The 25405-nt window shown below is 65.3% G+C and carries 20 protein-coding genes; 9 read left to right on the forward strand and 11 right to left on the reverse strand.

Going from position 1 to position 25405, the window contains the following annotated elements; genetic code table 11:
• Nucleotides 1-99 precede the first annotated feature (99 nt).
• A complete protein-coding gene (locus AB7G19_RS02695; protein ID WP_063980490.1) occupies nucleotides 100-1125 on the forward strand; it encodes a LysM peptidoglycan-binding domain-containing protein in 1026 nt (341 codons plus the stop codon).
• Nucleotides 1126-1267: 142 nt separating this feature from the next.
• Entirely contained in the window at nucleotides 1268-2536 is a 1269-nt protein-coding gene (locus AB7G19_RS02700; protein WP_063986002.1) for a Spy/CpxP family protein refolding chaperone, read from the forward strand.
• Here the strand turns inward: AB7G19_RS02700 and AB7G19_RS02705 are convergent, their stop codons facing one another.
• The 3 genes from AB7G19_RS02705 to AB7G19_RS02715 all read right to left on the reverse strand — a co-directional run bounded on the left by AB7G19_RS02705 (nucleotide 2537) and on the right by AB7G19_RS02715 (nucleotide 8351).
• Complete coding sequence (locus tag AB7G19_RS02705; protein ID WP_063986003.1) at nucleotides 2537-3403, reverse strand: hypothetical protein; 867 nt, start codon at nucleotides 3401-3403, stop codon at nucleotides 2537-2539. It abuts the gene before it with no gap.
• A gap of 210 nt (nucleotides 3404-3613) precedes the next feature.
• On the reverse strand, nucleotides 3614-6061 hold the full coding sequence (locus tag AB7G19_RS02710; RefSeq protein ID WP_063980491.1) for an adenylate/guanylate cyclase domain-containing protein: 2448 nt from the start codon (nucleotides 6059-6061) through the stop codon (nucleotides 3614-3616).
• A gap of 247 nt (nucleotides 6062-6308) precedes the next feature.
• Nucleotides 6309-8351 (reverse strand): AsmA family protein, encoded by a 2043-nt coding sequence (locus AB7G19_RS02715; RefSeq protein WP_231143776.1) that lies wholly within the window; start codon nucleotides 8349-8351, stop codon nucleotides 6309-6311.
• A 247-nt stretch (nucleotides 8352-8598) separates the two neighbouring features.
• Here AB7G19_RS02715 and AB7G19_RS02720 point away from each other — a divergent pair, with 247 nt between their 5' ends.
• Nucleotides 8599-9273 (forward strand): Crp/Fnr family transcriptional regulator, encoded by a 675-nt coding sequence (locus AB7G19_RS02720; RefSeq protein ID WP_063980493.1) that lies wholly within the window; start codon nucleotides 8599-8601, stop codon nucleotides 9271-9273.
• A 141-nt stretch (nucleotides 9274-9414) separates the two neighbouring features.
• On the opposite strand, the gene AB7G19_RS02725 is transcribed toward AB7G19_RS02720, so the two are convergent.
• The 4 genes from AB7G19_RS02725 to AB7G19_RS02740 all read right to left on the reverse strand — a co-directional run bounded on the left by AB7G19_RS02725 (nucleotide 9415) and on the right by AB7G19_RS02740 (nucleotide 15991).
• Nucleotides 9415-12549 (reverse strand): efflux RND transporter permease subunit, encoded by a 3135-nt coding sequence (locus tag AB7G19_RS02725; protein WP_063980494.1) that lies wholly within the window; start codon nucleotides 12547-12549, stop codon nucleotides 9415-9417.
• The gene (locus AB7G19_RS02730; protein ID WP_063980495.1) at nucleotides 12549-13478 is read right to left on the reverse strand and encodes an efflux RND transporter periplasmic adaptor subunit; all 930 of its coding nucleotides are present in this window, start codon (nucleotides 13476-13478) and stop codon (nucleotides 12549-12551) included. Before AB7G19_RS02730 ends, AB7G19_RS02725 begins: the two co-directional genes overlap by 1 nt.
• A 177-nt stretch (nucleotides 13479-13655) precedes the next feature.
• Nucleotides 13656-14327 carry an OmpA family protein gene (locus AB7G19_RS02735; RefSeq protein WP_063980496.1) on the reverse strand — a complete coding sequence of 224 codons (672 nt, stop codon included), beginning with the start codon at nucleotides 14325-14327 and terminating at the stop codon, nucleotides 13656-13658.
• Between the two features lie 146 nt (nucleotides 14328-14473).
• Nucleotides 14474-15991: a caspase family protein gene (locus AB7G19_RS02740; protein WP_283017922.1), complete on the reverse strand. Its 1518-nt coding sequence runs from the start codon at nucleotides 15989-15991 to the stop codon at nucleotides 14474-14476.
• A gap of 367 nt (nucleotides 15992-16358) precedes the next feature.
• On the opposite strand from AB7G19_RS02740, the gene AB7G19_RS02745 reads away from it, so the two are divergent.
• On the forward strand, nucleotides 16359-17165 hold the full coding sequence (locus AB7G19_RS02745; protein WP_063980498.1) for an N-acyl homoserine lactonase family protein: 807 nt from the start codon (nucleotides 16359-16361) through the stop codon (nucleotides 17163-17165).
• 19 nt (nucleotides 17166-17184) lie between these two features.
• Here the strand turns inward: AB7G19_RS02745 and AB7G19_RS02750 are convergent, their stop codons facing one another.
• A complete protein-coding gene (locus tag AB7G19_RS02750) occupies nucleotides 17185-17928 on the reverse strand; it encodes a class I SAM-dependent methyltransferase (protein ID WP_084794927.1) in 744 nt (247 codons plus the stop codon).
• Nucleotides 17929-17994: 66 nt separating this feature from the next.
• Entirely contained in the window at nucleotides 17995-18537 is a 543-nt protein-coding gene (locus AB7G19_RS02755; protein ID WP_063980499.1) for a MarR family winged helix-turn-helix transcriptional regulator, read from the reverse strand.
• A gap of 110 nt (nucleotides 18538-18647) precedes the next feature.
• Between AB7G19_RS02755 and AB7G19_RS02760 the strand changes: the two genes are divergently transcribed.
• From AB7G19_RS02760 to fahA, 5 genes are all read left to right on the forward strand, one after another.
• Nucleotides 18648-20264, forward strand: coding sequence for an FAD-dependent oxidoreductase (locus AB7G19_RS02760; protein WP_063980500.1), 1617 nt, complete (start codon nucleotides 18648-18650; stop codon nucleotides 20262-20264).
• Nucleotides 20265-20272: 8 nt separating this feature from the next.
• The gene (locus tag AB7G19_RS02765; RefSeq protein WP_014490505.1) at nucleotides 20273-20497 is read left to right on the forward strand and encodes a DUF2783 domain-containing protein; all 225 of its coding nucleotides are present in this window, start codon (nucleotides 20273-20275) and stop codon (nucleotides 20495-20497) included.
• Nucleotides 20498-20520: 23 nt separating this feature from the next.
• The gene (locus AB7G19_RS02770; protein ID WP_014490504.1) at nucleotides 20521-21477 is read left to right on the forward strand and encodes an MBL fold metallo-hydrolase; all 957 of its coding nucleotides are present in this window, start codon (nucleotides 20521-20523) and stop codon (nucleotides 21475-21477) included.
• Nucleotides 21478-21479: 2 nt separating this feature from the next.
• A complete protein-coding gene (gene hmgA, locus AB7G19_RS02775; protein WP_063980501.1) occupies nucleotides 21480-22826 on the forward strand; it encodes a homogentisate 1,2-dioxygenase in 1347 nt (448 codons plus the stop codon).
• 217 nt (nucleotides 22827-23043) lie between these two features.
• Entirely contained in the window at nucleotides 23044-24315 is a 1272-nt protein-coding gene (gene fahA / locus AB7G19_RS02780) for a fumarylacetoacetase (RefSeq protein ID WP_231143778.1), read from the forward strand.
• A 113-nt stretch (nucleotides 24316-24428) separates the two neighbouring features.
• On the opposite strand, the gene AB7G19_RS02785 is transcribed toward fahA, so the two are convergent.
• Both AB7G19_RS02785 and AB7G19_RS02790 read right to left on the reverse strand, forming a co-directional pair.
• Nucleotides 24429-24740, reverse strand: a complete 312-nt coding sequence (locus AB7G19_RS02785) for a DUF1272 domain-containing protein (protein WP_063980502.1) — start codon at nucleotides 24738-24740, stop codon at nucleotides 24429-24431.
• Nucleotides 24741-24813: 73 nt separating this feature from the next.
• Nucleotides 24814-25293: an Lrp/AsnC family transcriptional regulator gene (locus AB7G19_RS02790; protein ID WP_038959069.1), complete on the reverse strand. Its 480-nt coding sequence runs from the start codon at nucleotides 25291-25293 to the stop codon at nucleotides 24814-24816.
• Nucleotides 25294-25405: the final 112 nt, after the last annotated feature.

Genomic DNA, 25405 nt, shown 5'->3' on the forward strand with positions numbered 1-25405 from the left:
ACGAAAGGTGCATCATCCCAATGATCGACTTGCTGACGCAGCCAAATCGGCGCAATTTGCCGGCTTCGGTTGATTTGCGATCCAAGGGTTCATTGTCTGATGATCACCGCTTCCAAGGCCTTCATTGCATTCTGCCTGCTCGCGGTGGGCGGCACCCTGCTGGTGATCGGTCCCACCGAGCTGCGCCGCCTGCTGCCGGGCGGCGCGCAGACCGAGATCGCCGTCGCCGCCAAGCCGGAGGCAACGCCCGAAGCCAAGGCCGAGACCAAGCCAGAGCCGAAGCCGGACGAGCCAAAGCTCGCCGCCGCCGCGCCGCCTGCACCATCGGCGCCCCCAGCCTCCGCGCCGAAGGTCGATGCGCTGGCCGAGACGCAGAAGCAGGCCATGGCGCTGGCCGATCTCGTGCCGGCCAAGCCGCCGGCGGCCACGACCGATGCCGGCCCGCGGTTCGACGTCGCGCGCGTCGACGATCACGGCGAGGCGGCGGTGATCGCGGGTCGGGCCGCGCCGGGTGCACAGGTCGAGCTGCTGCGCGACGGCAAGCCGCTCGATACGGTTGTCGCCGATGCCTCGGGCCAGTTCGTGATGACCCCGCCGCAGCTTCCCGCCGGCTCCTATGAGCTGACCCTGCGGGCGAAAGCGCCTGACGGTACCGTGACGCAGTCGGGCCGCAGCATGCCGGTGACCATCGCCGAAGCCGCGCCGCCGCCCGCGCGCCCGGCACCGGCCGCGAAGCTGGAGCTGAAGCAGGCCGAGAAGTCCGACGACAAGTCTGATGTCGTGGCATCCCTGCCGTCGGCATCGGCGCGCCAGGCATCGGCGCATGACAGGCCCACGGTTCAGCCGAGATTTATCGGTGCACCGAAACCCAGGGTGATGGCGCGAGCGCCCGCGGCCACGACCGTTGCATCGGCGTCGCCGGCGGACGCCATCAGCGGCGCACCGGCCGAAGCAGGCGGCAACCGGGTCATCTCCCGCGGCGACAGCCTGTGGGCGCTCAGCAGGCTCGCTTACGGTGACGGCGCCCGCTACGCGGTGATCTACAACGCCAACCGGGGCAAGATCCACAACCCCAACCTGATCTATCCCGGCCAGACTTTTGTGGTGCCGCGGAAGGCGGAGTGAGACCGCATCGGCAACGCCGGTGCGCGTTGCGACGCTTTGCCCTCCGTCTCTCCGGAACATTCGGTTCCCCAGCGCGTCATTGTGATGCGTCGTAGTGCGCGCTTGCCGCTGGGAGGAGGCCAAGGTGGTCAGGTCCGCTTTCATGTCCGGACGCATGGGACTGGCGCTGGCGGGCGCTACTCTTGTGATTGCGGCAGTGCTGCTGCCGAATAAGGCCGAGGCACAGTTCGGATTGCGCGGTGGTCCGCTCGGTGTCGCGCGCTTTGCCGTCGGCCACGTGATCGGCATGACTCGCCTGCGCCATGCGCGCATGGCGGTACGGGGCGGCCGATACCGCTCCGCCGCGCTGAGGTCGCAGGATCCTCGCGGCGCCGAACGCGGCCAGCCGGCCAACCCCTACATCCTGCGTGCGGCGCTTACGGCGCAAGCTGCGCTGTCGGGCTGGCACGGTGGCCGTCGCCCGCAGGGCTGGTGGCGCCACCCCGATGGCAGCTATGGCTGGGCGGGCCCGGTGTTCTGGCCGTTCGCGCATGACGACCTCACCACCGCGATCATCCTGGGCGATACGACCAGCCTCTCGCTCTATGGCTATGGCGACATCTACGCCGCGATCTTCGCGCCCTATGCGGCCACGGAGTTCGCCGCCTACACAGCGCCGCAAGGCAGGCGCGCGCGAAAGGTCCCTTCGGTCGAGGCCGTTTGCGATGCCAGCGACACCGGCGGCCTGCCGGTCGACCGTATCGTCGCCCTGGTGCAGCCGAACGAATTGCAGCGCACAGCGCTCGATGAGCTCGCGACCGCCTGGGTCGCTGCGCGCGACACCATTCGCACGGCCTGCCTGACGCAGGTCCCCGCGACCGCCGCGGAGCGCCTCGGCCTGATGCAGACGCGCCTCGCGGCCATGATCAAGGCGACGGACGCAATCGCGCCGCCGCTCGCAAAATTCGTCGATCTCCTCGATGCCGGCCAGAAGGCAAAGCTCGACGCGCTGGCCAACGAGCGCCGTGCCGCGCTTGCGGCCGGCCAGCGCAAGGATGCGCAGACGCCAGCCGCGTGCGAGGCCGGCTACGATCCCCGCTATGATGTGCAGGCGCAGCGGCAATACGAGCAGCTCGTGCAGCAGCAATGGCCCGCCGGCGAGATCGCGTCCACGCTGAGGCTCGACGACACCGCTCGCGCCCGGCTTGAGGTGCTCCAGGACACTACGCTGCGCACCATGGAGACGCTCAGCGCCTGCCCGACCCATGCGGCCGCAACGCCGCAGGCCCGCCTCACGGCCGTGAAGGCGCGGCTGGAGACGATGCTGCAGGCAGTGAAGGGCGTCGGCGACGCGCTCGACGATTTCGAGGCAGACTTGAGCGACGAGCAGAAGGTCGGCTTCGAGGCGATCGGGCCGAAGCGCGGGGCGTGATCAGCCGCACGCCCAGTCGAACTTCATGTCCTTGAAGTCGAGCTGCGCGTTGCCGCCGCCGAAATTGTAGCCGCCGAAATATTCCTCGAACTCGATGTAGAACGGGCTCATCTCCGGCACCGCCTGGCACGGCCGCATGGTGCCGCCGAGATGGTTGTGCGCGTGATCCTTGCCCCAGTCATGCAGGCGGAAATTGTCGCGGCTCGGCACGCCGCCGACATAGTAATAGTAGGGCTGATAACCAGTCGGCGGGTTTTGTCGGGTGTGCTCGTCCTGCGGGCCCTTGCCGGCATTGGGATCGGTCGCGCGTGGCACAAGCGCGATCGCGCGGGTCTCGCTGAGATCGGCGCGCAGCTGCGCGGCAAACATCTTTTTTGCGTAAGGCGCGGCGGCCTCGAAGAAGGCACTGGCGCCGCCGACGTCGAGCCAGCGCGGCCGATCGGCTGTCGCAAGCGGAAGCGGTGCCGGCGGCGCCGCGAATGCGCCCTCATATTCGGCCTTGGTCAGCAGCAACGCTGCATATTCGTAGTCGAGAATATCGGTCATGCGCGAAAGCCGCGGATGCGCTGGTCGCGCCGCCACGGCCTCGCGAATCTCGGGATCATCGGGCGCACCGCCGTCATTGTGGTCGGGCGCGGTGGCGAAGAACGAGACCGCAACGATGTCCTCGCCATGCACGCGATAGTCTTCCGGCAGCTTCAAGGTGAAGCCGTGCATCAGCGGAAAGCCGGTGACGAGATCGAGCGGCCATTGCTCGCTGCTGATGCCCGGCGGCAGGCCATAGACCCAACCGTGATCGCGCGCACGATCAGCGGGACGGTCCAGCATCTGCAAATCATACGCGCGCGAAGGCAAGGCAAACGCCACGATCGTCTCCATCCGAAATCGAGCCTCGACCCCGAGGCGATCGTTAGTCGCAGGGAGGAGGGATGTGGTTCGTGGGAGGGTGTGGGAGATGATACCATTCCGCCGGTGTTTTGCCCGACGTGTCAAACCACTCCCGCACCCGCGTAAGTCATTGATCTTGCGGACCCCGTCTACTGTGCATGGGGTTGTTTTCGACTTTTTTGTTGTTGGCTACCCTCTCCGCCGCGCTGCGGACGCATCCACCACGTTCTCCACCTGCTCGCGCCAGGACAAAATCTCCATCGCCAGCACCGGGTGATTGAACCCCTTGAGCACGAGGTCGTCGAGCGCGCGGGCTTCGACCCAGGGCTCGACGATGCCGTAGACGCGGCGGCTGACCACGATCTGGTTGGCCTTGGCTTCGTCGCAGAGACGCGAGGCGAGGTTGGTGACGCTGCCGATCGCGGCATATTCCAGCCGCTGCTCGAAGCCGACCTGGCCGAGCGTGGCATAGCCGAGCGCGATGCCGATGCCGAAGCCGAGCGTGTGCCCGCGGTTGCGCCACTTCTCGGTCAGCGGGCCGATCGTGTCGCGCATCTCCACCGCCATCTGGACCGCGCGCCGCGTGTGGTCCTCGAACTGGATCGGCGCGTTGAACAGGATCATCACGCCATCGCCGGCATATTTGTCGAGCGTGCCCTCGTATTTGAAGATCAGCTTGCCGAGCGCTGCGTGATATTCGCGCAGCACGTTCATCGCCTCTTCCGGCTCGGTCGCCTCGGTGAAGGCGGTGAAGCCGCGCAAATCGCAGAACAGCACGGTGACCTCGCGGCGATGGCTGTCGAGCAGCGAGTCATGACCATCCGACGAAGCGATGAGCTGGGCGACCTGCGGCGCGAGAAATCGTTCGAGCCGTTTGATGCGGCTGATCTCGCCGAGCTGCTTCTCGACGCGCTCTTCCAGTGAGCGGTTCCAGTTGCGAAGCTGCTCGGTCTGCTCCTGGAGCTTGGCCGCCTGCTGCTGCACGGTGTTATGTGCCGCGGCGAGCTCGCGGCCCTTGTGATCGACCTCGGTGAACAGCCGCGCGTTGCGCATCGCCAGCACGGCCTGGTTGGCAAAGGTGCGCATCAGGCCGGTGAGGCTTCCGCCGAACTCGCCGCCGGCCCGGCGCAGCACCACCAGCGAGCCGAGCGTGCCCTGCTGGTCCACCAGCGGCACCACCAGCACCGAGTGGAAGCCGGCATCGACCGCGACGTCGCGCAGCGGCTGCTCGGAGGCCCGGTCGAGATCGGCGATCGCGATCGGCTCGCCGCTATCGGCGGCATCGCTCAGGATGTTGGCGCCCTGCTGGATCGTGACATGCGCGCCGTCGGCCGATTTGTCGATGCCGTTGGATTCGATCAGGTTGAAGCGGCGCGTCTCGGCATCGAAGCCATAGATCAGCACCGCATCGGCATGGGTGATCTCGATCGCGCGCGCCGCGATGGTCGGCAGCACGGCGTTGAGATCGAGCGAGGAGGCGACCGCACGGCCGACCTCTTCCAGCGCCTTGAGCTCGTTGATCGACTGCGCGAGATCGCGGGTGCGCTCCTCGACCTTGGTCTCCAGGTCCGAATAGGTTTCCTGGAGCTGGCCGGCCATGCGGTTGAACTGGCCGGCGAGGTCTTCCAGCTCGTCGGAGGTGTGGACGTCGATGCGGTGGCTGAAATCGCCTTCGCCGAGCTTGTGCGCGCCGTCGCGCAGCGCCGTGATCGGGATGATCATGCGGCGGGCGAGCAGCGTGCCGGCGAGGATCGCGACCATCAGGCCCATGCCGATCAAGAGCGCGATGCGCACGAGCTGGTCGCGGATCGGCATCAACGCCTGCGTGGTCGGCTGCTCGAACATCACGTTCCAGCCGAGCTTCGGCACGGTGCTCGCGGCGCTCATCACCGCATGGCCGTTGAAGTCGGTGCCCGAGGTGTCCGGCTCGCGGCCGGGCGCAATCGCCGCCGCCACCTGCGGCAGCTTCGACAGGTCCTTGCCGACATCGGGCCCTTTCGACGACGTCGCCAGCACGCGGCCGCGCGGATCGACCACATAGGCGAACGCGGCCTTGCCGACCTGGGCGTCGGACAGGAAGTCGGAGAGGAAGCTGAGGTCGATCTCGGCCACGGTGACGCCGGCATTGAAACCGGAATGCGCCAGCGAGATCGACATCATCGGCGTCCGGTCGGAGAACCAGGCCGGCGCGTAGCTGACGCCGCGGGCAACCGTGTCGGTGAAGCGCATGTCGCGGGAGAGGTCGGCATTGCCGCCGGTCGTGGTCGACTGGCGCGAGACGCGCAGCACCTCGCGTCCCTCGCCGTTGAGCTGGAACAGCTGATTGACGACCGAGACCTGGTGCAGGAGCGATGCGTAGTCGGCGCGGCGCTTCTCGAGCGTGTCCTGGCTTGCCCGCGTCACCCAGCTGATCTGGCGCTCGAGCTCGGAGATCGACTGCTCGATCCGCCGGGCGGCTCCTTGCGCCTTGTCGTCGAGCCCGTCGGTCAGCTGGGTCTTGGTGGCGCGATAGGAGATCCAGGTCTCCATCGCGCCGTTGACGGCGAGGACAAACACGACGAGGCCGACGAGGGAGACGACGTATTTGGCGAACAGGCCCTCGCGCAGAAACCGTGTCTTGTCTTTCGCTCCCGCCATCCAGATCCTCTCGCGCCGTCATCGACGCCGACGCTACGGGCCGTACCGGTCCAGGCGCCCTTCTACCACAATTCGGGCCAGCGGGCCGTCCAGCGACCTGTGGACCGGCCGGCGTGGTTACCGCTGTCGAGGCCGGGGCTCGGCCGAAGGGGTCGTGAATTGTCGCGGCCTCATCCCTTTGGATGAAGCGGCGGACGGGGAGGCCGATGTAGGGATTGGCGTGGAGTCCAGTGCGTTGGTCGGCCAATCATCGATTAAAGAGCTGTCGCAGCACGTCGTTCATCGGCTGGCTGTCCTGCTGCACCACCGCCGGGTCGTCCTGGGCCGGGGGCGCGGGAGAGGCCTGCGGAGCGGGGGTGGACGGTGTCGCCGGCAGGCCGCGGCTGCGGCCGGTGCCAGTGCTGGTCCCCGCACCGCTGGAGAGCCCCTGCTGGATCAAATTGCCGATCGCCTCGCCCAGCGGGCCGCCGAGCGGGTTGTTCTGTCCCGGCTGCTGGGTTTGCGGATTGGCATTGCCGGCCGCGTTGCCGCCGCCCGGCGCTGCGGCGCCGCCCAACCCGAGGCTGCCCAGGAGATTGCCGAGCCCTGCGCCATCAGGGCCGAACAGGCCCTTGCCCATCTCGCGCAGCTTGGCATAGGCGGCATCCGGATTGTCCAGCATGCCGGCCATGTCAGGGTAGATCCGCGGCTGCGACCAGCTGCCCTGGATCATCACGGGAATGCCGAAGCCGACCGGCTCCGACGTGCGGCCCTGGCCTTCGGTCGTCATCACGAGCTTCGGCTCGACGCGAAAACCCATCATCTTGGTGTCGAGGGCGATGGTGCCGGCGCCGGTCACGCGCACCAGCGGTCCGATCAGATTGAGATCGGTCGTCACCGCCTGCCCCTTGTCGATGCGGAAGGACGCCGAGAGCTGCGACAGATCCGTGCTCTGGGCCTCACTGTCCTGCCAGCCCGACAGCGTGCCCGACGTCAGCGAGCGGATCATCTGCGCGATATTGATGCCGCGGATGGCGCCGTCCTGGAAATTGACGAAGGCCGTGCCCTGCATGTTCGCCATCAGCGCGCGCTGGCTGGTGCCGGCGCTGCGCAGCGCGAGCTTGGCTTGCAGCTTGCCGTCGATCCGGTCGAACTCGGCAAGGCCCTGGAGCAGCGGCAGTGCGCGCACGCCGACGAGATCGGAATGCATGGCAAAGCTCGGTGCGCCGCTTGTGGCATCCAGGATCACCTCGCCCGAGACCTGGCCGTCATAGGCGCCGAGATTGGCGGTGCCGGCCTTCAGCACGCCGCCGGCGAGCTTCGCATCGAGCGCCAGCGGCGCGAGGCGCGCATCGCCGATCACGGCCTCGTTCGCGGAGATCCTGATTTGTGCGTCGACATAATTGAGCCCGGACACGTCGATCGGTGCATTGCTCCAGGGCTGTCCCGACGTGCCCTCCGGCGATTTCGCCACCGGAATCGCGAGCCGCTGGAAGTCGAGATCGACCTTGACCAGGGGCTTGCTCGCAATATCGACCGAGGCCCAGCCGTTGAAGGCGCCGTCGCCGAGCCTGCCGTTCACGCCGTTGATCATCACGACATCGCCGCTCAGCCGCATCTCGGCATGACCGGTGAGCTGGGACTTCAGCACATCAGGCATGTCGATGGCGAAATCCACCGGAATGGTCGGCCGGTCGGCCGGCGGCGCCGGCGTCGACGCCTTGATGTCGAACTTGGTCGGGTGATCGCCGACCCGCGCGGTGCCGGCGATGTCGACCTTGCGGTCGCGGCCAACGACGGCGTCGGCGTTGATGGCGCTGATGCGGCCCTCGACACGGTCGCGCACGCGCGCGAACGCGACTTCGCCGTCGACGACCTTGACGCGGTCGATGGTCGCACCACCGGTGTCGAGCGCCAGCGGCTTCGACGCGGTGCCGGCATTCGGCAGTCGCTCACGCAGCAGCGGCTGGTGGAGCACGGGATGGGTGACGACGAGTTCGCTGATCTTCGGGCTGCCCGACCATACGCTCGAGAGCGACATGTCGGCCTGCACGCTGTCGACCGTCAGGCGCGTGATGCCGCTGCGGTCCTTCGGGTCCTGAAGCGTGAGATCGTTGAGTGTGACGTTCAGCGTCGGCCACAGGCTGATCTTCGTGGTGCCGTCGATGGACAGGCGGTAGCCGGTCGCGCTCTCGACCCGCGAGGCAATCGTCGTGGTCAGGAATCCCGAGGGAATCCCGATCACGAGGAGAAGCCCGATCACGATGATGACGGCGGCTATCGCCGCGCCGGCGAATTTCACTGCTCTCATGTCGACTTTCCAACGACGGACAATCGGCGGCGAATCCCGCAGATGACCGTCCTATGCATCCGTCCTTTGCGCCTGAGTTTATCCCCGGACGGGAAGCGGCTCCAAGCACGTAAAAATAGTCAGGGGGTGCTGCAAAGTTATGTGACTTATGACACACTTCCCCGGCGCGGTATTACGCGATCCTGATTTGATGGTTCCAAGCGATTTGCCAGGGAAACTGGCTAAGGAAATTCACAAGGACATTGAAATGAGCAAGCAGGCCGAATTTGCGGTCATCCTGAAGATGAACGCGATGTTCGCCGATCTCGGCGCAGACGAGCTCCAGCGGCTGTCGAATCTCTGCCACACCCAGCATCTGGGGAACGGCGAGGTGCTGTTCCAGAAGGGCGATGCGGGGGACGCGCTGTTCGGCGTGCGCCGGGGCCAGGTCCGTATCGAGACCGGCGTCTCCGACGGCAGCCGTCTGACCCTGAACTTCATGGGGTCGGGCGACCTGTTCGGCGAGGTCGCGGTGCTGGACGGCCAGAGCCGGACTGCGGATGCGACCGCAGGCGAAGCCAGTGAATTGTTCGTGCTGCGGCGCGAAGATTTTCTCAGCTTCCTCGAACGCGAGCCGAAGGTCGCAATCAAAATCATCGCGCTGCTGTGCCAGCGCATCCGCTGGCAGAGCGAGCGCATGGAAGAATCCATGCTGCAACCGCTGCCGGTGCGGCTGGCGCGGCGGCTCTGCGCGCTCGCCGCCGATTTCGGCTCGGAGGTCCACATCTCGCAGGAGCAGCTCGGCATCTTCGTCGGCGCGGCCCGCGAGAGCGTCAACCGCCAGCTTCAGGCGTGGCGCAAGGAGGCGATCCTCGATCTCCAGCGCGGCCGCATCCTGCTGCGGAACATGACCAAGCTGACGGCCATCGCGCGGAACGAGTAGGGGATCGGCTAAACCGCTTCGTCGTTCGGACGGCGCGACCGGTGCGCTTGAACGCTTCGTAGCGGAGACGATCTCCTGCGACGTCGGGTTCGCTGACGCCGCTCGCTGAACCAGCTTGAGCTGTCGACGTCCGTATCACGGCTACTCCGCCGCGGGGTGTACCATGCCCTTTTTATCCGGCGCCGTGCCGTGATGATCGGCGGTGTCGGCATCCTCGCTGTGCACGATCAGGCGCTTTGCGAATCGCCAGATCAGGGCGCCGAGATCGTCCATCACCATGAACATCGCGGGCACGAACACCAGCGACAGGATGGTCGAGAAGATCAGGCCGCCGATCACCGCGAGCGCCATCGGCGAGCGGAACTCGCCGCCGGCGCCGACCGCGAGCGCGCTCGGCGTCATGCCCGCGGCCATCGCGATCGTGGTCATCACGATCGGGCGCGCGCGCTTCATGCCGGCGTCGATCATCGCTTCCTCGCGCGGCTTGCCGGCGCGGATCGCCTCGATGGCGAATTCCACCAGCATGATCGCGTTCTTGGTGACGATACCCATCAGCATCAGGATGCCGATCCAGACCGGCGTGGTGAGCTGCTTACCGGTGATGAGCAGTGCGGCGATGGCGCCGCCGATCGAGAGCGGCAGCGAGAACAGGATGGTGATCGGCTGCAGGAAGGTGCCGAACAGCAGCACCAGCACGGCGTAGACCATCATCAGGCCCGCGGTGATTGCAGTGGCGAAGCCGTCGGACAGCTCGTTCAGGCTTTCGGCGTCGCCGGAGGGCGAGACCTTCACGCCCTTCGGCCGGCTCTTCATCACCGGCAGGTCGTAGATCTTCTTGGTCGCGTCGCCGAGCGCGGCGGAGCCGACGAGGTCGGCGGCGACGGTTGCCTGCCGCTCACGATCGTAGCGGTTGATGCTGGTCGGACCCTGGTCGAGCTTGACGTCGGCGATGACCGAGAGCGGCACGCCGCCCTTCTCGCCGCGCTCGCCGAGCGGCACGCGCAGCTGTTCGAGCGTCCTCAGATTACCGCGCGCGGCGTCCTCGAGCTGAACGCGGATCGGCACCAGGCGGTCGCCGACGTCGAACTTGGCGAGCGCGGGCCCGACATCGCCGATGGTGGCGACGCGGATGGTCTGCGACAGGCTTTCCGTGGAGACGCCGAGGCGCGCGGCGAGATCTGCGCGCGGCTCGATGCGCAGCTCGGGCCGCTCGAGCGTGGTTTCCGAGATCACGTTGGAGATCGTCGGAATCCGCTTCATCTGCGTCGCGAGCTCGCTGGCGACGTTGTTGACGATGTTGGCGTCGACGCCGGTCACGACCAGCGAGATGGCGCGCAGGCCGTTCTCGTCGAGGAACCAGAAGCGGATGTCGGGAACGTTCTCCAGCTCCTGGCTGATCGAGAATTCGAGCTCGCGCTGGGTGATGTCGCGGCTGTCCTTGGGCGTGTAGTTGATGATCAGAGAGGCGCGCCGGACTTCCTGGGTGCCCGGCGGGACGCGCCCGCCATCGACGAAGATGCTCTTCACCTCCGGCCGCTTGCGCAGGCGTGCGACGATGTCCTCGGTGACCTTCTCGGTGTAGGCAAGCTGGGTGCCCGGCGGCAGCTCGAGCGCCAGCAGCGAGCGCGCGCTGTCCTGCGCCGGCAGGAAGCCCTGCGGCAGCAGCGTGATGCTCCAGATTGAGGCGGCGAACACCCCGAAGCCGATCAGCACGGTGATGAAATGGTGCTTCACCGACCAGGCCACGATCCTGTGATAGGCCCGCAGCACGCGGCCGGGCGGCGGCTCTTCGTGCGCATGGTGCTTGAGGAAGTAGGCGGCCAGCACCGGCGTGACGAAGCGCGCCGCGAGCAGCGAGAAGAACACTTGCACCGAGACGGTGATGCCGAACTGCTTGAAGAACTGTCCGGCGATGCCCGACATGAAGCTCGCTGGCGCGAAGATCGCAATGATCGTCAGCGAGATCGCGATCACCGCGAGGCCGATTTCGTCGGCGGCCTCGAGCGCGGCACGGTAGGGCGATTTGCCCATGTTCATGTGCCGGACGATGTTCTCGATCTCGACGATGGCGTCGTCGACGAGAATACCTGTCGACAGCGTGATGGCGAGGAAGCTGACGAGGTTCAGCGAGAAGCCGAGAAGGTCCATCGCCCAGAACGCCGGGAAGATCGACAGCGGGAGCGAGATCGCGGCAATGATGGTGGCGCGCAAGTCCCGCAGGAACAGGAGCACGATGATGACGGCAAGGATGGCGCCTTCGAACAGGGTCGAGATCGCCGCGTGGTAATTGCCGTTGGTATATTCGACCGAGGTGTCGATCACCTTCAGGTCGACGTCGGGATAGGCGGCCTTCAGCGCGTCGATGCGCTTCTGCACGGCCTCGGCCACTTTCACATCGCTGGCGCCCTTGGATCGCTTGATGCCGAGCGCGACCACCGGCTCGCCGTTGAAGCGGGCGAAGGTGCGGCGGTCGGCGATGGTGTCGGTGACGGTGCCGAGATCGTCGAGCCGGACCTCACCGCCGCCGAACAGCGGGATCATGGTGCCGGCGAGATCGCCCAGTGTCTTCGCGCCCGCAAGCGTGCGGATCGCCTGGTCGTTCTTGCCGATCTCGGCGCGGCCGCCGGCGACGTCGACATTGGTGCCGCGCAGGCTTTGGCTGACATTGACCGCGGTCAGCCCCATCGCCTGCATCCGGTCCGGATCGAGCGAGACCAGGATCTCGCGCTCGACACCGCCGATGCGCTCGACCTGGGCGACGCCGCGCACGCCCTGCAGCGCGCGCTTGACCACGTCGTCAACGAAATAGGAGAGCTGCTCCGGCGTCTTGCCGGGCGAGATCGCGGCATAGGTGACGATCGGCAGGCCGATGACGTCGACGCGCTGGATCAGCGGCTCGGTGACGTTCTGCGGCAGGTTCGATCGTACCCGCGTCACCGCGTCCTTGACGTCGTTGAGCGCGCGGTCGGTGTTGGTTTCCAGCGCGAACTGGATGGTGGTCACTGACACGCCGTCGGTGATCGAGGAGGTGATGTGCCTGACACCCTCGACGCCGGAGACGGCGTCTTCAACCGTCTTGGTGACCTGGGATTCGAGTTCTGCGGGTGCGGCGCCGAACTGCGACACCACGACCGAGATCACGGGAATGTCGGCCGAAGGCAGCCGCGTCACGGCGAGCTTGGTGAAGGACACCCAGCCGAGGACCAGGAGGATGATCGAGAAGACGACCGACGGCAGCGGATTGCGGATCGACCAAGCCGAGATATTGAGAGCCATCAGCGTACCCGCGTGCGATCGAGTTCATCGGCGAACATGGTCTTGATCTGGTCGCCGTCATGGAGCGAAGACCCGGCGTCGGCCACGACGATTTCGCCGACCTCGAGGCCTTCCAGGATTTCCGTCGCGCTGTCGGACGACAGCCCGACCCGTACCTTGCGCGTCTCGACAATATTGTTTTTGACGACCTGAATGGTGAGATGGTCGATCGCGGTCTTGGGGATCGAGACGCCGCAGCTTCGCTTGGCGTCGATCGAGGCGCGGGCAAACACGCCGACCTTGAGCGATGGATTGTTGGTGACGCTGATGCGGACGCGGCCGAGCTGCGTGGTGCGGTCGATTTCGGGCGCGACCAGCCGGACCCGGCCGATCAAATCGGGCGCGTCATCGCGGCTGATGCGCACGGTCGCGCCGGGATTGAGCTTGGGCATGTGCACCGCCGGGACCTGGGCGTCGAGCTCGATCTCGTTGTTGACGGCGATGCGGAACATCGGGCCGGCCTGCGGCGAGGCGGGCGCGCCGACGACGGTACGCACTTCGGTGACGAGGCCCGGCGCGGGCGCCTTCAGCGAGATCGGGCCTTGCGGGCCGGGTCTTTGCGGCTGGCCGGGGATCTGCGGCGGCGCCGTCAGGCGCGCCAGCTCCTGATTGTCGGTGACCATGGCGCCTTCGGTGACGAAGAGGTCGGTGACCCTGGAGCCTTCCTGGTCGGCGACGACCACGGCCTCGCGGCGCGGCACGAAGAAGCCGGTCACCCGCACGAGGTCGGAGAAGCAGGCGTTGGTCGACTTCGTCACGATGACGAGCGCCTCGCTCGGCGTTTCCTTCGCCTCGGGGCGATGCCGATGCTCGAACAGATAATAGCCGACGCCGAGCGCAACGACGAACACCACGGTTCCGGCAGGCTTGAGATATTCGGAGGCGTTCATCGCCGGATTGTCCTGGCCTGGCTCACGGCCATCCGCACGAGGCCTGCTGAGAGCGTTTCCCTGAAATAAAGCGGCGTCCCACAAGGCTGCGGGACGCGCTTTTGAAGCAAGACTTTACACCACATCACGACTTGGCACTTCAAAGGATTTGGCACTTCAAAGGATTACGTCGTGCTCTCACTTCGATGCGGTGGTCTTGTTTTCCATGTTGACGACCTGGACGCGACGATTGACCTCCGCCATCGGCTGGGCCGGGTCCTTCAGCTTGCTCTTGCCGTAGCCGACGGTGACGAGATCGGTCGCGGAGATGCTGTACTTGTCGACGAGGTAGCGCTTGATCGAATCCGCGCGGCGCTCCGACAGGTCCTGATTATAGCCCTCGCCGCCGGCGGCGTCGGTGTGGCCGGCCACCACGAAGGTCGAGCCCTTCAGGTCGGGGCTGGTCAGCGCGCGACCGAGCGCCTGTACCGAGGCGAGCGACTTGGCGCTGATATTGGCCGAGTTGTAGTCGAACGTGATTTCAAGATCGATGTTCGGCTTGTCCTTGGCCACTGAGGCGATTTCTTCGCGCTCGGTCGACGAAAGTGAGCGCGTCGAGCGGCCGCGCACGGACTGGATCAGCTTGGTTTCCGTCGCACTGGGTGCGGGATCGGCCTGCGGGGCGATCGAGAGGCCGCGGGTCAACGGCTTCTTCGGCGGCGGCGCCAGTGCGCGGACGATCTCGTCCTCGGTGACGTTCTTGCTGTTGCCGTCGTCGCCCGCGAATGCGAGCGGGGTCGTCAGCGACAGAGCGACGCCGACCGTGATGATGGACAGCATCGCGCTAAATCCCTTTGCAGCCAATCTCATTGCCAGTCCCTCCTGCGCAGCTGACCGCGCGGTTCCAAAATTCCTGCAATGGCCCCCCCGGGAAAGGCCGCCTGCGGCATCCGTCCGTTAGTCTTCCCTGAGCCGCCGAGGGTTCGAGGCGTCTGCCGCCTCAACTCAAAAAAATACTAGCGTACTCCGTAGCTTGCGAACTCCTGAACAATGTTCGGGTCCATCGCCTTGGCATTGGCGATGTCGAGCGCGCCTTCCTGCGCCGAGCCGTTGCGCTGCTTGGCAATCCCGCGGCCAAAGAGCGAGGAGGTCAGGCGCGGGTTGATCTTCAGGGCTGCGTCGAAATCGGCGATGGCGTTCTTGACCGCTCCCGATTTCAGATTGACGAGCCCCCGGCTGTCCAGCGCATCGACGAAATTCGGCCGCAGCCGCAGCGCCTCGTTGCAATCCTTCAGCGCGCCCTGGAGGTCGCCGACCACGGTGCGGGTCCAGCAGCGGTTGTTCAGCGCCTCGACGTCCTTCGCGTTGATCCGAAGCGTCTCGTCGAAATCCTTGATGGCCAAATTGTAGGCGCCCTTGCTGGCATAGACCTGACCGCGCCGGTACAGCGCATTCACGTCATCAGGATTGGCGGCGATCTTGGCCGTCAGGCCCTTGATGGTCGGATCCTCCGCCAGCGCGGCCGCGCTCGGCCCGCTATCCATGCTCGGTGCGGGGGTGGTCTCGGCTGGTTTCACCGGCGGTGGCGCCGGCGGCAAGGCGGCCTCGACCTGCGGTTTCGGTGAGGGCGCCGGTGCAGGAGCAGGTGCTGGAGCAGGTGCCGCTGCCGTGTCCGCCGGCTTCGGCGGCGGAGGCGGTGCGGGCGGAGCCGGCGGCGGATTGTTGGCGACGACCGGCGGCGGCGATGGCGGCGGTGCCGTCATCGACGGGCGCGATCCGCCGGCGCCTGGAATGAACGAAAAATCCTCGGCGAGGGAAGAGGAGATCCACGGCACCTGTTCGCCGCGCGAGGCGCGGGTGACGCCCATCTTGGTGCGGTTCAGCGTCTCCTCGGCCATCAGGTCGGGGACGCGGATCTCCTTCAGGAGCTCCTGGACGAACAGGCTGTGATCGCCGCCCGCGTCCGAGACCACCGAGGCCAGTGCCGCCGAGTACATCACCAGCGTGCCGTTCGGCGCGATGACCGGCGTCAGGCCGGCCGAGAAGCTGCGGAACCGGCGCTCGAAGGGATTGCGCCTGGAGGCGTCGACCAGCGCGATCTTGACGCCCGCGCCACGGGTATTGAGCTCGCCGAGCACGGTCTCCAGGCTGAAACCGTCGCGGCGGACGTCGGATTCGGTCCAGATCTGCGCGTCGATCGGCAGCATGTAGCTCTGGCGCGCCGACTGGATGCCGAAACCGCTGAAGAAGATCAGCGCCACCGAGCCCGGCTTGATCTTGCCATAGAGCTTGTCGAACGCGCGGCGCATGCCGTCGCCGGTCAGGTTCTCGCCGATTTCAACGGAAAAGCCGTCGCGCTTGAGCTCGTCGGCGACGTCGCGCGCGTCGTTGAGCGGTTCCTTCAGCGGGGCGTCCGCGTCTGGATATTTGGCGTTGCCAATGACCAACGCATAACGGTCGCCGGCGGCCAGGGATGGCGCAACCGGGACGAGCGAAACGAGCAAGGGCAGAAGAAAAAGGAAGCGAATTTTCATAATCAGCGCGGTCCAGCCAAAAAGGCGCCGTTACCAGCTTGCGCCGCGGCGACCTTAACTTACGCAATGTGCATTATCAAACCGCGGAAGGGGGGCGTCAACCGCTTGGAGATTCGGCATTATCGCGACAATTGACCGCGATGCATGGGCGCGCCGGGAGGGGAATAAACGGACTGTCACGGTTGTGCTCGGCGCCATCTGGTTCGACTCTGCGGCAGGATGCTGGAGCGGCCGCGACAAAGAAGATGTGAGGGGTCTCACATAGCAGGCTGGACGCTGTCGCAGCCCTCCGGTGTTTGACCTTTGCTGCGGACAATGGCTTGGTGCGCTCGATCGTCCCCGAAGGTCCAACTCAGAAAAGAAAACCATGGGAAACGCCTACGAAATCTACGCCCTGCGTTATGCGACGATGTCGCCACGCACCCCCAACATGAACTTCCTTCAGCCCGACCCGCATGACAGCGCGGCGCAGGATCTCGACTATTTCGTCTGGCTGATCCGAGGGCAGGGCCGCGAGATCCTGGTGGACACCGGTTTCAACGCCGAGGAGGCGAGCGCGCGGGCGCGCAAGCTGACGCTCAATCCGGTCGATGCGCTGGAGCGCTTTGGCGTCGCGGCGTCGAGCGTTCGCGACATTATCGTGACGCATCTGCATTACGACCACGCCGGCAATCTCGATCGCTTCTCGAACGCGCGCTTCCATCTCCAGGAGCGCGAGATGGCTTACGCGACGGGACGCTGCATGTGCAACGGACTGCTGCGACATCCGTTCTCGGTCGAGCACGTCACGCAGATGGTGCGCCATGTCTATGGCGAGCGCGTCAATTTCTATTCCGGCGACGGCGAGATCGCGCCCGGCGTCACCGTGCACCGTGTCGGCGGCCATTCCGACGGCTTGCAGGTGGTCAAGGTCGAGACCGCGCGCGGGCCGGTGGTGCTGGCGTCCGATGCCGCGCATTACTACGCCAATCTGCAGCGCAAGAGCCCGTTCCCCATCGTCTACAATATCGGTGACATGGCGCAGGGCTGGGAGACGATCGAACGCCTCGCCGGACATCCTGACAGGTTCATTCCCGGCCATGATCCGATCGTGACGGAGATCTATCCGCGTGCCAGCGACAAGGTCGATGCCTGGGCGCTGCATTTGCCGCCGTCGCGGTCGTTTGCGAAATGACGGAATCCGGGGCGTGGTGTCAGCGAGTGCCGGCAGGATCCGCACAAGCAACGATGTCGCGGGGAGATTTTCGAGCCGCTACCTCCGGCGGAGAGAATACCGCCAGGTATCCTCCGTCCCCTGCGAGCTCATATGTGGCAACGTCGCGATAGCCGACGGCGGTCAATTCGCAGCGCAAGAGCTCAATTGGCGTGCCATGCTTCGACGTCGGAAGCTCAAGATCGACAATTCCGACCCGCGCATCCTGCTTTAGAGCGGCCGCGAGATTGTAGAGGAAGGCATAGGGTTGGGCTATCTCGTGATACATGTGCACGAGGATTGCAGCATCCAGCGAGGAAGCGGGCAGACGCGGGTCGTGTGGTTCGCCGAGCGCGAATTGCACGTTCGTCAACTTCAGACGTTCTGTTCGCCTGGCGAGCTCGATGAGGTAATCCCGCGTGACGTCCTGGGCAACGACAGAACCGGCGGGGCCGACGACGTGCGAGAGCCTGACCGTGTGGTAGCCGCTGCCTGCTCCAATGTCGCCCACTGTCATACCTGGTTTCAGTTCAAGAGCACGTGCGATTTGACCGGCCTCATTGAGGGCGTCTCGGCGCTCTTCGGCGGCACGGCGCGGGCTGACGATCCGTGCAACAGGGCGCTGTGGTGAGGGAAACTCGTTTGCAGCGACTCCGGGGGAAGCCAGATAACCTATGTCAGCGGCGTATGCGCGAGTTACGGCAAACGCCGCAAGTAGCGCCGTTATATAAGCCAGTGCCGTCACGGACCTGCCAAGCTTTCTCAATCGGCCTCCCAAAAGCCGACGTCTGCACCTCTATGAGTACGCGCCCTAATACGCCTCTTTCGCGTCGGCCTCTTCGCTGGTCTGGATCAGGTCGAGGCTCTGTTCGATCTTGCCGAGCAGGGCCGACAGTTGCTTGCGCTCCTGCGCAGAGAGGCAGGCGAGGATCTCGTCTTCCCGCCGCAGCAATTGCGGGAACAGCTCTTCGTACAGCGCGCGACCCTTCTTCGTCAGTTGCAGGCGGAATTCGCGGCGGTCGGCTTCGTTCTCGACCCGCTCGATCAGCCCCTGGTGCAGCAGCGCGGTCACGGCGCGGCTGATGGTGGATTTGTGCGTGCGGGTGCATTGCGAGATGTACTGCGCGCTACAGGCATCGTTGCGGAAGCCGAGCGTGGCGATCACGCGCCAGGCCGGAATGTCGAGGCCGTGACGCTCCTGATATTCGACCGCAAGCGCGGAACTCACCTCGGCGGCCAGCCGGTTGAGGCGGAACGGCACGAATTTGAACAAATCGAGCCGCGCATTCGGCCGCAATGAAGCCTCGTCGGCCTCACGTGCCTTCAGCGCGATGTCGCTGGATGTCCTCGCCAAGGCTTGCGCTCCGAATTCCAGTTGACGGCCGGCCGGCTCCGGTCCAAAATAGTTGCACGTGAGACTATCTAGCAGATCAGTCCTCTCTTGACCAGAGCCGAGGTTAGCGCATGGCGCAGGCCAATACGCAGCAGGCCAAAACCCAGTTCGGCTATCGCCGCCATCCCGACCAGGATCGTCCCGGCCAGAGTGCGGCCGAGCATCCCGTGGTGGTCGTCGGCGCGGGGCCGGTGGGGCTGTCGCTCGCGATCGACCTTGCCCAGCGCGGCCAGCGCGTCGTCCTTCTGGATGATGCCGACCGGATCGGCGAAGGCTCGCGCGCGATCTGCTTCTCCAAGCGGTCGCTCGAATATTGGGATCGGCTCGGCGTCGGCGACCGCATGGTCGAGAAGGGCGTGGTGTGGAGCGTCGGCCGCATCTTCCATGGCGAGTCGCAGCTTTACCAGTTCAACCTGTTGCCCGAGGACGGTCACAAGCGGCCGGCCTTCATCAATCTCCAGCAATATTACGCCGAGGCCTATCTGGTCGATCGCATCAGCGATCTCTCTGAGATCGATCTGCGCTGGCGCAACAAGGTGACGGCGCTTGAACAGCGCAACGATTCCGTCGCGCTGACGATCGAGACGCCGGAGGGCGCCTATCGCCTGCACGCGCAATATGTCGTCGCCTGCGACGGCGCGCGCTCGTCGCTGCGGCAGATGGTCGGCGCCGAGTTCGCGGGACAGGTGTTCGAGGACCAGTTCCTGATCGCCGACGTCAAGATGACCGCGGAGTTCCCGACCGAGCGCTGGTTCTGGTTCGATCCGCCGTTTCATGCCGGCCGCTCCGCGCTGCTGCACCGTCAGCCCGACGACGTCTGGCGCATCGATCTCCAGCTCAATCGCTATGCCGATCCCGTCGTCGAGAAGAAGCCGGAGAACGTGCGGCCGCGGATCGCGCGCATGCTCGGTCACGACAAGTTCGAGTTCGAGTGGATCTCGCTCTACAAATTCCAGTGCCGGAGGATGGATCGCTTCCTCCACGGCCGGGTGATTTTTGCGGGCGATTCCGCGCATCAGGTCTCGCCCTTCGGTGCGCGCGGTGCCAATTCCGGGCTAGAGGACGCCGAGAATCTGTCCTGGAAGCTCGATCGTGTGTTGCGCGGCACCTCGCCGGCGAGCCTGCTCGAGAGCTACCATGTCGAGCGGAGTCTCGCGGCCGACGAGAACATCCGCGAATCGACCCGCTCGACCGATTTCATGGCGCCGAACTCGCACCAGGAGGCGCGGCTGCGCAAGGCAGTGCTGTCGCTGGCTAAGGAGACCGAATTCGGCAAGCGCATGGTCAATGGCGGGCGGCTCTCGGTGCCGTGCAGCTACGACTCGCCGCTGTCATCGCCCGACGCGGAGGCGTGGCGCGGCGGACCGTTGCCCGGCTGTTCCATGCTCGACGCGCCCGTTGGCGAGCAGGCCTATCTGACCGATGCATTCCGCCGGGGTGGAACGGACTTCACCTTGCTGTCGTTCAGCAATGGCGCGGCGGTCGATGCGCCCGATGGTGTCAAGGATATCCGCATTGGTGGCGAGGGCGGGCTTGCCGATCCCTCGGGCCTTGTCGCAAAGCGCTATGACGCCGCGCCTGATACAGCCTATCTGCTCAGGCCCGACGGCTACGTTGCGGCCCGCTTCCGCCATCCGACGCGTGCGGCGATCGCGGCCGCGTTGTCGCGGGCCCAAGGCTTGAATTGAGGATTCGCATGCCGCTTTCAACCAGCTCCAACTTCGCGCGGCCCGACGATGCCTTTCGTGCCATCGTCGAGGCGCACCGCGGCTTCACGGACGAGCAGAGCGCCGATTTCGACGCGGCACTGGTCCTGATCCTCGCCAACCATATCGGCGACATCGACGTGTTGCGGGAAGCGATCGTGCTCGCGAAGCGGCGCATGACCGACGGCCAGCAGCAACAACAGCAACAACAATAACCCCAAGACCTGAGGACGAATTGATGGCGAAGAACTTCGCATCCACCGGCGATCTCTCCGAGAAGAAGATCACCTTCTCAGAGATCGGCACCGATCTCTATGCCTTCACCGCGGAGGGCGATCCGAACACCGCGATCATCGTCGGTGACGACGGCTGCCTGGTGTTCGACGCGCAGTCGACGCCGGCGATGGCCAACAAGGTGATCGAGCGCGTCCGCACCGTCACCGACAAGCCGATCAAATATGTCGTGCTGTCGCACTATCACGCCGTGCGCGTGCTGGGCGCCTCCGCCTACAAGGCGCAGGGCATCGTGGCCTCGCAGGAGACCTATCGCCTCATCGAGGAACGCGGCCAGCAGGATTGGGATTCCGAATATGGCCGCTTCCCGCGGCTGTTCCAGGATGCCGCGAGCATTCCAGGCCTGACCTGGCCGACGCTCACGTTCGAAGGCGAGATGTCGATCTATCTGGGCAAGCGCGAGGTGCGCCTGATGCAGTTGGGCGCAGGCCACACCTCCGGCGACATCGTCGCCTGGGTGCCGGATGCCGAAGTGATGTTCTCCGGCGACCTCATCGAATATCACTCGGCCTGCTATTGCGGTGACGCGCATTTGCGCGAATGGCCGCTGACGCTGAACGAGATCCGCAACTTCAATCCCAAGGCGATCGCGCCGGGCCGCGGCGATGCGCTGAAGGGCACGGCCACGGTGCGCGAAGCCATCGCGATGACGCGTGACTTCGTTACCTCGCTCTATGGCGCGGCCGAAATTTCGGTCGCCAGGGGGCGTACGCTGAAGGAATCGATGGCGGCGACGCGCGAAGTCATGGATCCGAAGTTCCACAGCTTCGCCATCTACGAGCACTGCCTGCCGTTCAACGTGTCGCGCGCCTATGACGAGGCGTCGGGGATCGACGACCCCGTGATCTGGACCGACAAGCGCGACCAGGAAATGTGGGCCGCCCTGCAAGGAGGAGGATAGTCATGAACGTCAACACCTCGCCTGATCAGATCATCCGGAGCTCGGCGCAGGTCACGCCGGGCTACATGTCCGGCTTCGGCAACAGCTTCGAGACCGAGGCGCTGCCGGGCGCGCTGCCGATCGGGCGCAACTCGCCGCAGCGCTGCGCTTACGGGCTCTACGCCGAGCAGCTCTCCGGCTCACCCTTCACCGCGCCGCGTGGCACCAATGAGCGCTCCTGGCTCTATCGCATCCGCCCCTCGGTGAAGCATTCCGGCCGCTTCGAGAAGGCCGATGCCGGCCTGTGGCGCTCGGCGCCCTGCCATGAATACGATCTGCCGATCGCGCAGCTGCGCTGGGACCCGGCGCCGATCCCGAAGGAGGACATGACCTTCCTCCAGGGCGTGCAGACCATGACGACGGCTGGTGATGTCAACACGCAGGCCGGCATGGCCGCGCATGTCTATCTCATCACCAAGTCGATGGTGGATCAGCATTTCTACAATGCCGACGGCGAACTGATGTTCGTGCTCCAGCAGGGCAATCTGCGCGTCGTCACCGAATTCGGCCGTATCGACGCCGAGCCCGGCGAGATCGTGGTGATCCCGCGCGGCGTCAAATTCCGCGTCGAGATTCCGAACGGTCCTGCGCGCGGCTATCTCTGCGAAAACTACGGCGGCGCCTTCACGCTGCCGGAGCGCGGGCCGATCGGCGCCAATTGCCTCGCCAACGCGCGCGACTTCCTCACCCCGGTCGCGTATTACGAGGACAAGGACACGCCGACCGAGCTCTACGTGAAATGGGGCGGCTCGCTGTTCAAGACCACGCTGCCGCATTCGCCAATCGACGTTGTCGCCTGGCACGGCAATTACGCGCCCTATAAATACGATCTGCGCACCTTCTCTCCCGTAGGCGCGATCGGGTTCGATCACCCCGATCCCTCGATCTTCACGGTGCTGACCTCGCCGTCGGAGACCGCGGGCACCGCGAACATCGACTTCGTGATCTTCCCCGAGCGCTGGATGGTGGCCGACAACACCTTCCGTCCGCCGTGGTACCACATGAACATCATGAGCGAGTTCATGGGCCTGATCTACGGCGTCTACGACGCCAAGCCGCAGGGTTTTGTCCCGGGCGGCATCTCACTCCACAATTGCATGCTGCCGCACGGTCCCGACCGCGATGCCTTCGAGCACGCCAGCAACGGCGAGCTGAAACCGGTCAAGCTGACCGGCACCATGGCCTTCATGTTCGAGACCCGCTACCCGCAGCGCGTGACAGCGCATGCCGCGAAGTCGTCGACGCTGCAGGACAATTACGCGGACTGCTGGACGGGCCTGGAGAAGCGATTCGATCCGAACAAGCCGTAGTCTTGCTTACCCTCCCCTGGAGGGGGAGGGTCGCTACGCATGCAGCGAAGCGGAATGCGTAGCGGGGTGGGGTGATGGTCTCTCCGCAAGGAACACTGCCCGTGTTGAGAGATCACCCCTCCCCGTCTCATATTTCGCTGCGCTCAATATGAGCCGACCCTCCCCCTCCAGGGGAGGGTGACAGAAGTTCAGCACCAGAATTCGTATGGCAGGAAACATGCCCCACCCCAACGACCCCAGCCTCCGATCCTTCATCGAGGTCGATCCCGCCTCCGACTTCCCGATCCAGAACCTGCCCTATGGCGTGTTCTCGACCTCGGCCAATCCGACGCCGCGCGTCGGTGTCGCGATCGGCAACTACGTGTTCGATCTCTGGGCGCTCGAGCAGGATTGCCGGCTTGATGTCGGGCCGCTCGGCGTATTCTCCGCGCCCTCGCTCAATCCGTTCATGGCGCTCGGACCGAAGGTCTGGACGAAGACACGCGCGCGGATCAGCGAGCTGCTGCGTCATGATCATCCGGAGCTGCGTGACAATGAGGAGCTGCGCAAGCAGGCCCTGGTGCCGATGCGCGATGCAAAATTGCATCTGCCGTTCGCAGTGTCCGGCTATACCGATTTCTATTCGTCGAAGGAGCACGCCACCAATGTCGGCGTGATGTTCCGCGGCAAGGACAACGCGCTGCAGCCGAACTGGCTGCACATGCCGATCGCCTATAATGGTCGCGCCTCGACCGTCGTGGTCTCCGGAACGAAGGTGAAGCGGCCGCGCGGCCAGCTGAAGCCGCCGAATGTCGAGGTGCCGAGCTTCGGGCCGTGCAAGCGGCTCGATTTCGAGCTGGAGATGGGCGTCGTGGTCGGCCAGCCCTCTGCCATGGGCGGCATGCTGACCGAGCAACAGGCCGAGGAGATGATCTTCGGTTTCGTGCTGCTCAACGACTGGAGCGCGCGCGACATCCAGCAATGGGAATATGTGCCGCTCGGGCCGTTCCTGGCAAAAGCGTTCGCGACCTCGATCAGCCCGTGGGTGGTGACGCGCGAGGCGCTGGAGCCGTTCCGGCTGAAGGGGCCGGAGCAGGAGCCGGTGCCGCTGGACTATCTCAAGCAGGCGAAGCCGCAGAACTATGATCTCGAGCTCGACGTCTCCTTGCGCGCGGCCGGCGCCAATGCGCCCGCCGGCATCAGCCGCACCAATTTCAAATACATGTACTGGTCCTCGGTGCAGCAGCTCATGCATCACGCCTCCAGTGGCTGTGCGATGAATGTGGGCGATCTCCTTGGGTCCGGCACCATCTCCGGCCCGGAGAAGAACCAGCGCGGCAGCCTATTGGAGATCAGCTGGAACGGCACCGAGCCGGTGGAATTGCCCGGCGGCATCAAGCGGTCGTTTTTGGAAGACGGCGACAGCCTCGTCATGCGCGGCTGGTGCCAGGGCAATGGCTACCGGGTCGGGTTCGGAGAGGTCGAGGGGACGATTTTGGCGGCGGAGTAGCCGCGCGTTCCGGTGTCGTAGGGTGGGCAAAGCGAAGCGTGCCCACCATCACGATCGCGCTTGCGGAGACGTGGTGGGCACGGCGCAAGGGCGCCTTTGCCCACCCTACGAAGTCACCGCCTCTCCGGCGGCACGTCCCTGACCCGCGCGCAATGCGCCGCGACATCCTCCACGCTGTACTTCAAATGCACCCGCTTGTCGGACGGCACGTGTTTGGTGACGCACACGCCCGGCCGCCATTCCTGCGTCGGCCTGATCGGGCGCGGCGCAAAGCCGCCGCCGCAATTCGGGCAGACGTTGGAGAGTTTCGTCTCCACGCAATCCGCACAGAACGTGCATTCATAGGAGCAGATCCGCGCGTCCGTTGCATCAGGCGGCAGGTCGCGGTCGCAATATTCGCAGTTCGGTCGAAGCTGGAGGGCCATGGCAGAATCTCCGCAGATTGGCTTGATCATCGCAGACGGCGCGTGAAGCGCGAATGCCGTAGTTCCCTCGATTTCAGCCAGCCTTCAAATCCTTCAGCGGCAGCCGCGAGCTTTCCTTGAGCCTGTCGAGCACGATCGAGGAGCGCACATGCGCCACGCTCTGGTGCGGCATCAGCACGTCGTTGACGAGATTGGAGAGACCCTTGAGGTCGCGCAGCACGGCTTTGAGCACGTAATCGGCGTCGCCCGTCAGCGAATAAGCTTCCTGGATCTCGTCGATGCGGTTGACCAAGGCGCGGAAGCGTTTCGAATTGTCCGGCGAGTGGGTCGCGAGCCCCACCTGGATAAAGGCGATCACGCCGAAGCCCAGCGCTTCGCTGGAGAGATCGGCGTGATAGCCCGAGATCACCTTCTCCTCCTCCAGCCGCATCCGCCGCCGCGAGCATTGCGAGGCCGAGAGACCCGCGAGATCGGCGAGCTCCTGGTTGGTGAGGCGGCCGTCGTCCTGGAGCGCGCCCAGGATCTTGAGGTCGAAGGCGTCTACGGAGATCATGCGTCATTTATCCATTTCATGCACGGATCGTGCATATGATAGCCAAAACGCGTCCCGTTTGCACGCTCATTGCACGCCCGGTGAAGGATAGTTCATGGCAGCAGCAATTGGA

Source organism: Bradyrhizobium sp. 215_C5_N1_1, assembly GCF_052075935.1.
GTDB lineage: Bacteria > Pseudomonadota > Alphaproteobacteria > Rhizobiales > Xanthobacteraceae > Bradyrhizobium > Bradyrhizobium barranii.